We start from the raw sequence: 15831 nt of genomic DNA on the forward strand, positions 1-15831 counted from the left end.
CTGATTAGTAAGTGATTGATTAGCAGTGGTGTGTATGTGTATTTCTGTTCAAAAATGAACGTTTTGTAGAGAGCGTTGACCGCCGACGGCCGACCACCGACGGCCGATCACAAAACGACAGTCGGTAGTTCATGCACCAGGGTCCATGGTCGGCGGTCGGTCGTCGGCGGTCAGCCCGCCCCCTCGTTACTCCCCTTGCCGCTCATACCATTCCAGAAACTTCTCCTTATCGAATGGCTCGGGGTTGAGTAGGAGCTTCTGCCTTACCTGTTCTTCCAGCAATGCGGCCATTTTCTTCCGTATGTCGGCAAATTCAGGTTTATGGGCGAGGTTTTCGTATTCCGTGGCGTCGGGTTGGCGGAGGTCGTAGAGTTCATATTCATCGGGATAGCCGCCGAGCGCGTCGAAATAATGCGTGTATTTCCAGTCTTTCGTACGCACGGCGCGGATGCGGTTGGCCGCTTTCACCACGCTGGGCTTGTTGGAAGCACTGGCCTTGGTATCGTCGAAAGTAAACAGGATCGCTTCCTGCACCGGCTTATCTTCTTCCAGCAGCGGCAACAGGCTCGTGCCTCTGATTCCCTGCGGCGCGGTAGCACCGGCGATCGCAGCGATCGTAGGCAGAATGTCGATCAGCGACGACAGGTGTTCGGTGGATTTATGGCTCGCATCTTCGGGGAAGAGTACCGGATTGGAAATAACCATCGGGATCCGGGTAGCCTCTTCGTACGCAACAAATGCTTTCTGCCGCATGCCTCCGTGCGCCATACCCATTTCGCCGTGATCGGCGAGCCGGATCACCAGCGCCTGGTCGGCGAGTTTGCTGCCTTCCACTTCCTGGTAAAGTTCCTTGATCAGGAAGCCGATCTCGGTGTCGACTACACGCAGGAGGTTTCCGTAAAAATTGATGTAATTGGTTTGCTTTTCCTGCGTATTGAGCGGGCCCAGGCTCAATGCGCCCGTCGCTTTCACCTGCGCTTGCGCGGAAGGCTTGCCGTTGGTGGCGAGGTCTTCGTTTACGGTCGCCGGTAGTCCGATAGGCCCATTCAGAAAATCGTTGCCGTAGCCGTAATTGAAGCCTTTGGGATAACAAAGCACATCGTGCGGGTTCACAAGCGACACCACGAGGCAGTAGGGTTGCTTATCGCCTTTTTGTCTTCTTGCGCGGACGCTTTGCAGGTACGCAATGGCCTGCTGCACATAGGCCTTGTCGTGATTGGCAAATCCGCCGCCGAAATTCTCGGGCGCAGTGTCCTCACCTGCGTCCGGCGCGATCCAGCCTCTGAAACCGTACATCGCAATGTCGGAAGCCGCCGGGCTGCCGCCATCCGAACCTTTGCTGACGTGCCATTTCCCCCGGTATTGCACGTCATAGCCCTCTTCAAATAGCATGCGGGCGATATTGGGCAGGGTATTATCCAGCTCGACTTCTGCCGGTGAATACCTGCCGCCTTCGGTGAGGGTTTGCGTTACATGATGCTGGGCAGGGTAGAGGCCGGTAAGCAGCGTCGAGCGGCTGGGCGAGCACATGCAGGTGTTGCAGAATGCCCTGTCGAAGCTGAAACCATTCTTTTTCAGGAATGTGAGTGTTTTGAGATTGTCCTGTTCCCAGTTTTCGGGAAAATGTTGTGTGGCTCTTTCCTGGTCTGTCAGGATGATGAGAATATCCGGGTTACCGGACAGGTTACTGAGGCGTTCTTTAAAAGTCATTTTTGCGGTTGTTGAATAGAAGATGACGTTGGCATTAGTGCGAGTAATATCGAACTAATTTTAGTTTCAAAGTCAAATTGTAGAAGAAGTTAACCGCGGAGTAGGGGTTTGTTAGTTAACGGTTGGGGAATGGTGACCGCCGACGGCTGACGACCGACCGCCGATTGCATTTTTGCGACGGTAGTGGTGAAGCGTGGTCAGGTGTTGTCATGAGTGGTCAAGTATTGTATTTCAGTGACTATTCCTGACTATTCTTGACTACACCTGACTACACATGACTACACATGACATAATCATGGCCGGTCGGCCGTCATAACACCTCACTTATAAGCAATCGCCGCACTGGACGGCCCTGCGAGGGGGATCACTTCGACCCTCCGGAAACCGGCCTCTTTCGTCCATTTTTCGAAATCGGCGCCGGTGAAATCGAATGCTACCCCGAATTCGATCAGCATGTTGAGCGACATCAGCAGGCCGAATGCGTTTTTTCGCCGGTCGTCGTCGATCAGCGCCTCTATCGCGATGAATGCGCCGCCTTCCGGAAGGGCATTGTAAGCTTTGCGGATCAGCATTTTTTTGTTGGCCAAATCCCAGTCGTGCAGGATCATGCCCATGGTGATTACATCCGCTTTGGGAAACTCATCTTTGAAAAAATCAATATTTACCGTGCTTACCCGCCCGTTCAGGCCCTTGGAGGCAATGTATTCCTTTGCAATGGGCTCGACAGCCGGCAGATCGGCCGAGGTGCAGGACATATTCGGATGCTGACGCGCCACTTCCACCGACAGTATGCCGGCAGCCCCGCCGATATCACACAATGTGGAGTAGGTCGAAAAATCAAACTTCCGGGAGAGCGCCATGAAATTGCCGATCGAAATACCCGACATGGCATCTATGAACTGTTTCAGACGTTCGGGTTTGGCGTACAATTCTTCAAATACCGATCTGCCCGTGTGTTTGATCTCGTTCTGCGGTTTGCCGGTAAGCAATGCTTCTTCCAGCGAACCCCAGAAAGGGTAAAGACGGTCATTGGCCATTTCCACGAATCCGCCGATGTAAGTTGGCTTGTTCCGGTCGAGAAAAAGTTCGGTTTCGGGGGCATTGGTATAACGGGCGGTATCCAGCAAACCTTCACGGTTTAAGAAGTCGAGGGCTACGAGCGCATCGAGGAAATCGTAAACGCCACGATCGTGCAAATTTAATGCGTCCTGAATCTCCTTGCCGGAGAGCGATTTGCCTGCAAGCGCGGTAAAAACACCCAGTTTGACAGCGCTGAGTAGCGCTTTGGATGCAAAGAAAGCCGTTGCGGTCTCCATGATCCGCGACGGGGTAATCTGATGAGTTTCAGGTGCTGTGTTCATGATAGAGCGGGGTTTGATTTATCTAATAAAAATATGAAATAAATCAAGGAGTTTGCTGTGCCTTCACCGGTAAATAGATACTTGATTGCAATGGAGGATGAAGCGGATGAAATGGCTAAATTAGTCTCTACCTAACCTGCCGAAATAGTTTGCGAAAGTAAAATTTCTTCGAAATGGCAGCCAGGCTCAGTCTTAACGTATGCACATTCAAGGAAGAGAAAAGCGAGGAAATCTCCTTCTTTTCTTCCGAGGAATGGAATAACGATACGGAAAGAAGGCTTCTCGCCAAAATTCAGGAAATCCTTACCGTAGGCAAAAGCCTGGTTTCCTCCTTCGAGCTGGGCATTAAAATACAAACCAACAACCCCGAACTGTTTCTCTTCTCGATCGGGAAGCTGGCGGCAAAGAAAGCCGAGGTAAAACCGACCAACCTCAGTATCCGCGAAATAGAGGTGCTCAGCCTGATTATGCAGGGTCTCACCAACAATGAAATCGCGGAAAAGCTCTTCATTAGCTACGAAACCGTGAAATCGCACCGTAAGAACATTCTTGAAAAAACAGGAGCGAAAAATACGGCCGCACTGATTCACCATTACCATGAGACCTTCTCGGACAAGGACTGAAAATCCCCCTTTAGTGGGATTGAAAACGGTCGGCGATCCGGGCAATTTTACAGGGTGACTTTCATCATCCCTAAAATTGTTGATTATGGATCGAAACATGAATGGCGTACTCAGCCAATACGAAACTCCTTTCGCGGATGTCTTTGTGAGGGAACAGGAAGAAGCCCCGGCCGAAACCGGCCCCCAGGGGAACAATTATATTTTTGAGATCGACAGCCCGTTTTCCAGGACCTACGAAACCACCGACCGCGACGCGGCCGGGCCGTTGAGTGCCGGGTATGTCAGTCTACTCTCCGAACTGAACGACGCGGAATTTACCGAAACATTATACGAACTCGCCAATGAGGTGGAGGATACGTGGCGCAGCAAGGTTTCCAACGAGCTCGCCATGGGAAGCAACTACATTCCGTTTGTCACGCGCCAGGCCAACGAGTATTTCGAACCGTTGCTGCGGGAGACAACCGGCATGATCGACAAGGTATCGGAGCATTTTACGGGCAACAATCTGGCCGACCATTCGATGGCGGAACTGGAAAGTTATTTCGACCGGATGGAATTCAATCATGGCGCATTCAGTCCTGTGCAGGAGCAGTTTTTCGGCAAGATTTTTAATAAAGTCAAATCTGCTGTAAAAACGGGCATCGACCTGGCCAAGAAGGGTGTTGCGGCAGTGGGTAAGATATTGCCTGTGAATGTGATTCTGAATAAAATCAAAGGGCTGGTTAAGCCTTTGCTGGAAAAGGTATTGAAGTTCGCGATCGGCAAGCTGCCACAGAACCTGCGTCCTTATGCGCAGACATTATCCAAAAAATACCTGAACCTGGAAGCGGAAGCAGCCGGCGACGCCGGCCAGCACGAGGCTGACCTGGAAGCGGTGCAAATGGAGTTCGACAACCACATCGCACAGCTGGTTTTTTCCTCAAATGAAAGTGAAACCGACCATATCGTTGCGGAATATGAACTGTCTTTTGATAACATCGAACGGCTCACGAGCTACGAAACAGGCGGTTATGTAGAAAAACAAAGCTACCCAGCAGCGCGGGAGCAGTTTATCGGCGAATTGAAATCGCTGCAACCGGGAGAAAGCCCGGCGCCGGCGATCGAACGGTTCCTGCCCGCGGCGCTGATTGCCTTGCAGCCGGTGATCAAGATGGCGCTGACCATTATCGGTCGCCAGAAGGTGATCAATTTCCTGGCGGGGTTACTCGCCAAACTGGTGGAAAAATATGTGCCCGCCAATGTGGCCAAGCCGCTCGCGGCAAGCATTATTGATGTGGGCATGAGTGCGATCGGTTTCGAAACGGCTGAAACCGGCAAAACGGACCTCGCCTATGAAGCCATTGCCAACACGGTGGAAGGTACGATCCAGCATATGACAGGCCTGGACGAAGCAGCCCTGAATGACCAGGAAGCGCTGACGATGCATTTGCTGGAAGCGTTCGAGCAGGCCGCGGCCGACCATTTCCCGCCGCAATACATCCGCGAGGAATTGCGGCCTACCAGGCAAAAGGCGCTGTGGGTGAGCATGCCCAGGGCCGGAGCTGTGAAATTGTATAAAAAATTTACGCACGTATATGAGATCATGATCGATCCCAAAGCCGCTGCCACGGTAAAAACGTACCGGAACCTGCCGCTGAGCAATTTCCTGAAAGACAAATACGGCATCGATACTGCCAAACCGGTGAAGGCGAAAGTGCACATTTACGAGATTGCTTCGGGTGGGAAACTGTCGACTATCAGCAGGTTCGAGAACCTGCCGGGGCTGAATGCCCGGCAGCCGAGGGCCTGGGTGCAGTTGTTGCCCCTGAGTACGGAGGCGTCGGCGATGCTGCTGAAAGAACCGGCATTGGGGCGCAGCGTACCGACGCGCAAAACGGCAACACGCTTCCGGGCGACCGCAGGCCAGCGCTTTTATTACCTCGAAATCGACGGGGCGCGCCTGCGCATTCCGCAAGTGAAAAGGACAGACCACCAGACTACCGAAAACGGACAGCCGGTGGCCGGCACCGAAAGCAGATCGGCGGATGTGCAGGTGGTGCTCAATTTTGTCAAATCGGAGATCCGGCTGAATTACTATTTCAGCGAGGAGGATGCGAGCGGGATTGTCGAAAACCTCAATAAAAGTGATTTTCTCACTGCTGCAATGCACGTTCGCAATGCGGTAAAAGGCGTGCTGGGGGATATTTTGAAGAAAAATATCGGGAGTAAGGTCAAGATTGTGCACGAAGCCGTGCCGGAGCTCTACTTCGAGCATATCGGCGACCAGCAGGAGCAATTTGCGCCGCTGGATGTGCTGGGCAAGCTTGCCGGAAAAGATATGATCGGGAAAATCGTGGAGGCCATGACCGAGAAACTAAGCGGAAAGGCTTACGATGCGGTAGCTGCCTTCTTCAAGGCCCGTGCCGCGGAGTTCAAAACCGCCCAGGCGGCACCGCAGGATGGCGTGACGATCAAGCTCGTGTGGACGAACGTACAGGGAATGTCGGCGATTAAGGCGGTCATCAGCGCCATTCGCGGCAATTTGTCGCTGGGAAACCTTTCCGACCTCTCGTTCCCGAACCTGACGGCGCCGGAGATAAGCATTGTAGCGGATAAAAAGTTTGACTGATCGGGCCTCATGTACGCAACCGAATCCATCAACAGGTCGCTGACGCGGCAGATCAACCACTGGCTCATGGCAGCCAACCGGCTGGCGGTGCTGGAAAACCTGGCATCCGCAGCCGCCTGGCAGGGCATTGATCATACCATGGAACAGCTGTTGAGAGCATCCTTCAAGCAAAGTATCGATGAGGTAATTGCATTTGCAAATGGTTTGAAACAGCAGCTCGAAACGGGCAGCGGACCGGATAACCAGCGCAGTGTGCGGCGGGGCGTCCTGCAACTGCGGGACAAATACCTGAAAGCGGAAGAAACGATCCAGTTTTATACCGTCGCGATCAACTCGCGCACGAACCCCAGGCTGGCGGCGCTTTTACGGGCATGTGATATATTATGTATCAAAAGTATGCAGGATCTCCTGCAACCGCTGGGCCGGAAAACACCGCTGGTACTGACTTACGTGGACAAAGGCGTGGGTGCCTCGATCCTCAAAGCGGGCTTGCGGCTCTGGGATGGCCGGATCAGCCCGGTGGCGGCGATCAAAGTTACCCAGCATAACTTGTACAGGCCTACCGCGATTATCCACGAGACGGGTCACCAGGTAGCGCATATCCTGGGCTGGAATGAAGAACTGGCCCTGGCGTTGCAGAACAAGCTCTCGGGTTATCCGCCAGAAGTGGCCCACGCATTCAGCAGCTGGGCTTCTGAAATGGCAGCCGACGCATTTGCCTTTGTGCATACCGGCTTCGCGGCGGTGGCAGCTCTGAGCGATGTCGTCAGCGGGTCGCCGGCCAGCGTGTTCGCATTTCATGCCAACGACCCACACCCGATTTCTTACCTGCGTGTAATGCTGAACGTTACCATGTGCCGGGAGTTTTATGGCAGTGGCCCGTGGGACGCGCTGCTCGATGCATTCAAAAACGACTACGACATCGAACTCGTCAGTTTCGCTTCGGTACCGCTCATCCGGAAATGCATGGAAGCACTCACCGACGTGGTGAATATCCTGTTGAGGTCCGGCCACCGGGCATTTGACGGCAAATCATTATCGCAACTGATTAACCCCAACCGGGCAGGGCCGCTGGAACTGTCCAAGCTCGAATACCTGGCCGGCCCGGCGCTATTTACTTCTCATGCGTGGATCTGGAAAGAATGCCTGCGGTTGCTCGCCTTGAATGGTTACAAAATAGGGGTGGGTACGGGCGACCTGCCCGCGCTGTACAAGCAGCAGGAAGACTGGATGACCAAGCTGGGCTTCTCGGTTGAAATGAATTAGAAAAACCTTTAAACGGATATTTTATGGATCAGTTAGATAGCTTCGACCGGGACATCCAGAGCATGACCGGTTTCATCGAAAACATCGAAAATGCGTTGGCACTGCTGTCCCTGGACTGTAATACCGACCCGGCCGTGTACGCCGAGCTGGTGAGGAACAAAATGGACTATGCCAGTTTGCTCGAAGATGTAAAAAAGAAACGGGAAGCTTATATCGTCAGCCGGCAGCAGCATGCTACGGGAAAGGCAACCGCGGCCACCCGCAAGGAGTACGACCGGCGGAACAAGACGTACCTGAGTACGCGGAGCAATTACCTCAAACCGGGTGACAATTAGCATTTCAGGTATTCATTCACTTTAAAAAAATCAGACATGGATTTCATAGATCATCTCATTTTCACGACGAATAGGGAGAATGTGCGGGATAATTATCCGGCGCTGCTCAGCGACTACGCCGCGGCAGCACCCGTTGGACCAGGTATTCCCGGCAGGGATACCGTTCCGCTCATCACGCCGCCTGTAGTGCTTCCGGTGATTCCGGATACAGGCTCATACAATGCCGCTACCCGGGACAACTACATCTTTTACGAAGATCCGTCGGTGATCGACAAGGCCATCCAGCGACATTGGTTCGATATGACCAGGGGCCCGATCAACCTGCTGACAGCGGACGGTACGCCCGCTTTCGAGGGCACCGATGCGCCCCCGTACCATCTCATATACGCGTACATGATCGAGAACACGCGTATCGCGCAGATCATCGGCCGACTCATCCACTTGTTTCAGCATGACGAAGTATTAGGTGTGGCCAGCGCAACAGACCCCATGCAGCAACAGGCCGTCCAGTGGATCAATAATACGGAAAGCCTTTTCTTCAAGACCCTGTCCAACACCAGCTACCGGAACATTGCGGGCGACCTGCGCTTCGGGCCGGAAGGGGAGCGCCGGAACGCGTACCAGCGGATGTTTGGGATGGAACTGGCATTTGGCGATCCTTCCAATGCGGAGTTTGCTTACTACAAAGCCAAAACTGCGAACAGGGAATTTGTGCTGCTGTTTGAACAGCTTCTTGCGGAACTTTGGCAGGCATACATCAATGCCAACAATACCAGCGGTGCCAATACCACCGACTATCAGCGAATCATTGATATGGCTACCAAAATCCGGCAAATCCTGCTGGCCCGCCGCGGCGGTAACGGTACGCTTACGCTGTCGAATTACCGGTATATGAACTTGTCGCGGCAGGAATATGCGAGCGTAGGATTCATGACCTGGCTGATGTACATCGTCTCGACCGACAGCCCGCTGGTGAACTTCCTGGGTTGCCAGGCCAACACGGCTTCCGAACGGCTGGACAATATTGGTAAGAAAGTAGGGCTCGAAGCGCACAAGAAATCGCAGGCATTGTTTGATATGGCGGCACCTATGGCCACTATACTGAGGAATATCGAGTTTGGGACGTTCGAACTCACCGCTCCGTCGGTTTGGATCCGAAATGTGATCGAAAGCCAGCGGGGACTACCGGGCGTGACGCCCGACCCGGCGGAACGCGACGCGTTGCTGGATATCCTGACGGTGATCAACAACTGGGAGAAAGCCACCGGGCACAAAATCAAAAATCCGGAGGCCAACATTACCGGTACTGTGCGCGTGCAGTCGAACGGTGCCCGTGTGAACCCCGCGCTCAATTAACAGCCACCTGTAAATTCCGATCTTATGCAATCTCCATTCATTGATTTTGTTCCCGAAACCGGGAGCGAAACAGGTAACGAATATGAAAGCATCGACCAAATGCTTGCCGGCGCGCCGATCGCGGATTTCTGGCTCACCGACGACGAGGACCTTCAAAGTGAATCGTCGGAGGCTATTATCGTGGACGAGGAGCAGGATTGGGATTTACAGAACCTGTATTCTGGCGAGGCGCTCCTGGACGAAGAGGTAAATCTGCCGAAGGCGATCGAATGGAATGACCGGTACGCCGCCGAGCTGCGCTGGTCGTATTTTGAGATCGAAATCAATGTATTGCTGGGCTATCCCAACAGCTCTCCGACGCAGGAGAATTTCGCCTATGCGGTGGCCGAATGGCAAAGCGGCAATGACCTGCACCCCGCGGACGGAATGCTGGGGCCCTCGACGTGGACGGCGATGCTGAAAACGATCATCCGCCAGGCGTCATTTTCCGGTGTCAATTTCAAAACAGCTGTGGTAGCCAATGAAAAGCTGGCCAAAATACTGGGATGGGAGAAATTTGAGCTGGAAATACTGAAAGTGCTGGGTTTCCATAACGAATCCCCGAACCAGGAGCTGTTTGCAAAGGCGGTGGCATTGTGGCAGCCCAAACTGGGTTTCAAGGGTAATATGATCGACGGACGGCTGGGCGAAAAGACCTGGGCGGCGATCAGGACGTTTGTGCTGGCCGAAGCGGAAAAATCCAAAAAGGCTAATGCACCTGCAGAGACTGCCGTTAACTATACTGCCTATGTGAAAGGGAATCCTGGGATTTACCTTCACGACAAGCCGAGTACGGCTCACAAGCGGAATGACGTCGTGTATCCCCACGGCGAGCGTGTGACGGTGATCGGCTTTTCGACCATCGCATCTGAACAGGACTGGGTAAAAATCCTTACGCAAAAGGGGCAGTCGGGCTGGATTCAGAAATACTACCTGGCCACCCCGGATACCTCCAAGGCGCCGGAGTCCGTAACCATCAAAACGCCGCCAGGCGCTTACCTGGTGAAGAAAAACGACGCGCTGGATACGCTGGTAAAACGGTTTTATCCCAATTATGAAATCGAGATCGGTAACGACCGGCGCACGATCATCCATGCATTCAGTATCCTCAATGCGGACGGCGACGCGCTGGATTACCAGGGACAAAGTACCACCTGGTGGCGCAATCACGTGCTCGACCGCGACATGGCCGAAACCCGTACGATTTATGAAACCATCCGGTTGAAAGAGAACAGGTTTATTTACTTTCCTAACGAGACCTACATTAAAATGCTCCGCGACAGCCGGATCGTAGGCGTCCGTCCCGACTGGAAGAATGCGGCGATCGTGGTTGGAAAGAGCATTGTCGGGTTTCTGGAAGGGATCGCAGACGGTTTTATCGACTCGGCGATCGATACGGTCAAAGGGCTATGGGATTTTATCAAAAGTATTTTCACAGGCGCGCTGTTCGAGCAGTTGTACGATCTCTACAAGGAGTTTTCGGAACTCTCGCTCGCGGACGCGGCTTCTGCCGTTTGGCAGGTTATCAAGGACATAGTCGGGGAGAAAGTCGATGAAATCAGAAGCGACCTCAACGCCATCGACCCGAGGAAAAAGCTCTATTCGATCGGTAAACTGGTGGGTTGGATTTTGTTTGAAGTAGTCATTTTCATCCTGACTTCCGGCGCAAGTGTTCCTGCACGATTCGCGGCTAAATTCAGAAAAATAGAAGAGTTGCTCTCCAAATCGGCCGCATTGATGAAGATCCGGAAGATGGTGTCCGCTCCGGCATTGAAAAAAGCTATCAACGGTTTCAGTAAAGCCCAGGATTACTATGCGTACATCGAGCTAAGCCACGCCGTATTCGGCACTATTGATTCGATCAAGGAAGTGAGTGCTGCGGGAATGGAGCTGATCGTACCGGCAGCCGACCAGGAAATTGATTACGAATTTGAGGATTGGGTTGAGGCGGAGGATGTTGACCTGGGTTTGAAAACCGGCGGAGAGGCCGAAGAACTGGTGCGGGAAATGCTGATCAACGACGGCATGGACCTTGGCGGCGGAGTGAAGGTACAAATGGACCATGTTATTCCCGGGCAGTACAATGGCTCCGGGCACGGGATCGACCTCATCGGATTTTCGGTCAGCGGAGATCGTGTGCGTATTTATGTGATTGAAGTGAAAGGGGGCAGAAGTCCGAAACTGGGCATGACGCTATCCGGCCCGCAAATGAGTGCGCAATGGATAGGAAATGCCATTGACAAAGCATTTGAGAATGACACATTAAAAAAGGCGCTAATCGAAAATTTTAAATTCTACAAGGATGTCCGGACGATGGCGGACATCAAGCGGCTGCTCCTTACCCGAGCCGAGCGGCGCCTGATCGTATCGAAGTCGATCGATCCGAAAGTCCTCGAATCGTTCCGGAAAGCATTGAAAAACCATAGGCTGCGGAAGGTGAAACTGATCGTGAAAGAAACCGCCGAACTGCTCGACAACCTGACAGGCAATGCACCGGCCTGGGCGGAAGAGGATGAAGCCGGACGCCGTAAACCGAAATTGAGCCTCACACACGCAGGCAAGACCTATTCGGTGCTCGACCCCGTTACCAATAAGAAATGCACGACTACGAATACTTCACAGATAACCAAGGCGGGCATTCCGTTCGCGGATATCAGAGCGAAGCTGGCCCAAACCGTCGATTTGAATGCCATAAGGGAGATGCTCGACGCTTACAATACTTCCAATGCGGCCAGGGCGTTCGACATAATTACCTCTGCGACGGTCGCCGACGCTGTTTTTACCGAGGCCGTCCACCAGTTCCAGATCGCCAACTACCTGGCCGAGGTCGATCAGGATGGTATTCTGGGGCCATCGACATTTGAAACGCTTGGGTTTTTTGAACATAAATTGAAGTACCCGCTCAATAGCGCCGGTTTTTACGGCCAGGGCCAGCTGAACAGGGCGGTGATCAAATCGCGGATAGGTCCGTTGACGAACAACGAATTCAGCGCCGCCAACTGGTTTCAATATATTGTTAAACCGGCCTGGCTGGGCGTAAAGCTCACCGACGGCGTGCATTTGCTGCTGTACCGGAAAATGAAAGAAGCCGAACAGTGGCTTTTAAATCAAACCGCATACAAAGGACTTACTCCTGCCGCACTGGGCAAGGCGCTCGGTTTTACGGCGGATACCCGTTACAGCGGTGCCAGGCTTTCGAAAGAGAAAGAGGCGCTGCACGGCTTTGGCCTTGCGATCGATATTCATGCCTATGCCAATCCCTGGATCGGGGCGGGCTGGATTCAATACGACAAAGAGCTGCTGAAAGAACGGGTCAGGATGATCCAGGCGCTTCGTAATGCGGCTGGCAATCAGTCGCTACCGGGTGCCAATATTTTCGAATACCTGCATTCGATTGCCCAGGCGCATGGCGATGATACGCGGGCCGTTCACCGGCAGCTGAAAACCCATAGCGACGAGTTCATCGATTACCTTCGCCGTAATGCCTCCGAACTGGCCTATTGGCGCGCATCGGCGACATTCAGCGGTAAGGTCGCGCTCAACGGTTTCCTGAACCTCCATACCGACCTCGTGTACGCGCTCAGGCAGGTAGCCGGGCTCGCGTGGGGCGCCACCGATTTCGGCCCGAGAGCCAGCGGGGATATTATGCACTTCGATCTCCGGACGATCGGGATAGGGCAGGTGATCTGTGAAAATATCGGCGGGTACGTCCCGGTAAGCGGCCACCCGACCATTACCCACGAATACGTCGAAAGCGAACAATACGATATCCCCGTCAATGAAATGCGGCACCGGGAGGCCATGGATGAAGCGACATTTTATGGTATGGAAAGTGAATATGCCCAAACGGAGGACTACGAATCCGACGGCCCTGAATCGGAAGATCTTTACGGTGATATTGAAAATCAGGTAAGGGACATTTCGAAAGCAATTGCCCAAAACCGCCGTTATGCCGACTCGCTGGGCTGGGGAACGCATTATGACGCTATTAATGCGCTGCTGCTGCCGCTCACCGGCAATTCGAATGTCAGTCTGGGCGAAGAAGCCTTTGCCGAAGCGGTATCGCAATGGCAATTGCAGCAGGGTTTTTCCGAGTCCGGGGCCGACGGCATTATTGGCCCCCTCACATGGGCGCGCATGAAAGCCGCGCTAGGCATTACCGACGCTCCGGCTCAGCCAACTCAGCCGGCAACACCAGGAAGCATATTCGATACCAACCGGCAACATGCACAAAAGATCCTGGATATCGTGGCGGAGGGATTTGTGCAAACCAACCGGCAATTCGGCTCGAAAGACCAGCTCGAACGGATCGCCAGCGGTACACAAGTACACCAGGTCAATCCAAAAACATCCGTCGTCAAAGTGCTGCTCGTCATCGCGCACATTTGCGAATGTGCCAAAGCCGCCAATTTCCGCGACATCGTGATCGGCAGTTTTATCCGGCAGCCCTCCAACGGCAAATGCACCGGGCATTGCGTCGGCAGGTGTATCGACATCAACTTCCGCGGAGGAAGCTTCGAATCCGGCGGGGCCGTGGATATGGTAGTCAATATCCTCACATACCTGACGACTCTTCCGGCAGCCTACAAAAAAGGGCTGGGCTTCGGCCTGCCGCTGCAAAGCGATTTCTTCGGTCGGAAAAACTTGAAAAAATTCAGCAGCGTAAGCAGTACCCTGCTGATCGATCCCCGGCTAAGTTCGCTTGTGCCGCAGCTGGGGTATGTGTTTCCTGATAATGATAATCATTTGCATATTCAGGTTGGTTGAGGTTAGGCCGCAGGATGGCCCTTCTCGTAATTCATTTTGGCTTTCTCATAAGCATAATCCAGGAACCCTTTCAGCTGCGGGTACGAATCCTCAGCAGGATTGACGATGCTTACCCAATACATTGTTCCGTAGAATGGATGGGGAAAGAGGGTATTGACTTCGGTGAAATCAATCCCGGAATCCACGTAGCCGCCGATTCCCGCTTTGGCAGGTATGGAAGCGAATAGCTGTTGAAACGTGGCTTTGTCGATACCGATATTGAGTCGGTAAAAGCCATCCCGGTTGAGATTAGATACACTGTCAAAGTCGTTGTCGCTCGTCACAATGGTGGCAAAAGGGAATTTCTCTTCATCCTTATACATGAAGAAAAAATCGCCGCCGGCCTCTACATCGCGTACATTTTCAAATTCGCTTTTGATCCGGTCTCGGATAGTTGTCAATAACATAGCCTGGTTGTTTGTTTAATGCGAAATTGCCGGCATACGGTTACTTTTGCAAGTAGTTATCCTTTTGTTCCTTGCGTACAAAAAGTAAAGTCTTGCTGAATTACAGGTTCTTATGATCGAAGAAAAAACGGAATTGCCCGGCGCTGAATGTCCGTTCCAGGCGGCGATGGACCTGATTTCAGGTAAATGGACGATGTCGATCATCAATACCCTGATGGGAGGAACGATGCGGTTCAAGCAGTTGGAAAGGGCCGTGACGGGAATCAATACGCGGATGCTGGTAAAGGAATTGAAGCTCCTTGAATCCAAAGAACTCGTTCACAGGCAGGCATATGCCACAGTTCCCCCAACGGTGGAATACAGCCTTACCGAGAAGGGCAGGGCTTTGCAGCCGGTGATTGTGGCGGTACAGCAATGGTCGGTCAGCCAGATGTGACGTAACTGTTTGTGCAACGCTCGTGCCGGAGCGCTGCACAAATGCGGTTTGTTGAAATGCCGTTTTAGCTCAAATCAATCCCAGCGATAAAATCAGTCGCTTTCAAGCCCAGTTTGGCCTGAACCGCGTCGCGGACGGTTGCGTACGTGGTTTCATCCAGGGTACCCACGCGTGAGCAGAATTCGAGGGTCGTCCGGCTGGTGGATGATTTGAAAAACAGGATCTGCTTGATCGTGTCCGAAGAGGTGATCAGGAACGTGCCCAGTTGAAGGGCGACCGTGTCGTTCACTTCCTTGGCAATCCCGATCTGGAATGCGCCTTTGGTGGCAGTATGCGTATTTTTTTCGAATGCGATGAATTTGCCGCTGGTATCGCTCAGGCCTTTGATCGCATCCAGCGTTTTGGTCACAAGCGGTACAAGCGCGGAGCCGCCGACGGCACTGGCCACGAGGTCGATGATGGCTTTGTCGACCTCGATGGTGGAACCCTCCGAGGTGAATGGCGTGAAACTCGCGGACTGGAAGGCCCAGCCGATGTTGCTCAGCACATTGACGAATTCATCATACCAGTCTTTGATCTGGTCTTCTTCAGGAAATTTCTTGTTGGCCGCCAGTTGCGCCAGGAGCACGGAATGCAGGACGTCCTGCCGCCGCTGGTCCGACACTTCCGATACAAACGATACCAGGCTTTTGTCGTTCATAAACGACTGCTCGACATTGGTTTGCGTGTCGATTTCGGTGCTGGTGAGATCTCTCGAGAGTATTTCGCGTTCGCTTTCGGTAATGAACGATTCTCTGGAATTTTGAAGTGCAAGTTCTTTAATGTACTGCTTTGGATCGATGGATTCCATTTGGGTGATAGTGTTAAAAGTTTACGGTATTTCA

General features: G+C 53.0%; 11 protein-coding genes. 7 read left to right on the forward strand and 4 right to left on the reverse strand.

The features are described 5' to 3' along the window. Positions 1-186 precede the first annotated feature (186 nt). Together CLV60_RS07175 and CLV60_RS07180 are read right to left on the reverse strand one after the other, a co-directional pair. Positions 187-1710 carry a sulfatase family protein gene (locus CLV60_RS07175; protein WP_106594693.1) on the reverse strand — a complete coding sequence of 508 codons (1524 nt, stop codon included), beginning with the start codon at positions 1708-1710 and terminating at the stop codon, positions 187-189. 320 nt (positions 1711-2030) lie between these two features. After that, positions 2031-3071, reverse strand: a complete 1041-nt coding sequence (locus CLV60_RS07180; RefSeq protein WP_106594694.1) for a methyltransferase — start codon at positions 3069-3071, stop codon at positions 2031-2033. Positions 3072-3244: 173 nt separating this feature from the next. Between CLV60_RS07180 and CLV60_RS07185 the strand changes: the two genes are divergently transcribed. The 6 genes from CLV60_RS07185 to CLV60_RS07210 all read left to right on the forward strand — a co-directional run bounded on the left by CLV60_RS07185 (position 3245) and on the right by CLV60_RS07210 (position 14065). Continuing rightward, positions 3245-3694 carry a response regulator transcription factor gene (locus tag CLV60_RS07185; protein WP_106594695.1) on the forward strand — a complete coding sequence of 150 codons (450 nt, stop codon included), beginning with the start codon at positions 3245-3247 and terminating at the stop codon, positions 3692-3694. Between the two features lie 85 nt (positions 3695-3779). After that, the gene (locus tag CLV60_RS07190; RefSeq protein WP_146151527.1) at positions 3780-6302 is read left to right on the forward strand and encodes a hypothetical protein; all 2523 of its coding nucleotides are present in this window, start codon (positions 3780-3782) and stop codon (positions 6300-6302) included. 9 nt (positions 6303-6311) lie between these two features. Then, entirely contained in the window at positions 6312-7568 is a 1257-nt protein-coding gene (locus tag CLV60_RS07195; protein WP_211302206.1) for a hypothetical protein, read from the forward strand. A 23-nt stretch (positions 7569-7591) separates the two neighbouring features. Continuing rightward, complete coding sequence (locus CLV60_RS07200; RefSeq protein ID WP_106594697.1) at positions 7592-7903, forward strand: hypothetical protein; 312 nt, start codon at positions 7592-7594, stop codon at positions 7901-7903. Between the two features lie 36 nt (positions 7904-7939). Beyond that, entirely contained in the window at positions 7940-9259 is a 1320-nt protein-coding gene (locus CLV60_RS07205) for a hypothetical protein (protein WP_106594698.1), read from the forward strand. 24 nt (positions 9260-9283) lie between these two features. Continuing rightward, a complete protein-coding gene (locus tag CLV60_RS07210; protein ID WP_106594699.1) occupies positions 9284-14065 on the forward strand; it encodes an SH3 domain-containing protein in 4782 nt (1593 codons plus the stop codon). A gap of 2 nt (positions 14066-14067) precedes the next feature. On the opposite strand, the gene CLV60_RS07215 is transcribed toward CLV60_RS07210, so the two are convergent. Beyond that, positions 14068-14511 (reverse strand): DUF6194 family protein, encoded by a 444-nt coding sequence (locus CLV60_RS07215; protein ID WP_106594700.1) that lies wholly within the window; start codon positions 14509-14511, stop codon positions 14068-14070. A gap of 112 nt (positions 14512-14623) precedes the next feature. On the opposite strand from CLV60_RS07215, the gene CLV60_RS07220 reads away from it, so the two are divergent. Next, on the forward strand, positions 14624-14947 hold the full coding sequence (locus CLV60_RS07220; RefSeq protein WP_106594701.1) for a winged helix-turn-helix transcriptional regulator: 324 nt from the start codon (positions 14624-14626) through the stop codon (positions 14945-14947). A gap of 64 nt (positions 14948-15011) precedes the next feature. Here the strand turns inward: CLV60_RS07220 and CLV60_RS07225 are convergent, their stop codons facing one another. After that, a complete protein-coding gene (locus CLV60_RS07225; RefSeq protein WP_106594702.1) occupies positions 15012-15797 on the reverse strand; it encodes a hypothetical protein in 786 nt (261 codons plus the stop codon). Between the last annotated feature and the right edge of the window lie 34 nt (positions 15798-15831).

The organism is Dyadobacter jiangsuensis (assembly GCF_003014695.1).
Taxonomy (GTDB): Bacteria; Bacteroidota; Bacteroidia; order Cytophagales; family Spirosomataceae; genus Dyadobacter; species Dyadobacter jiangsuensis.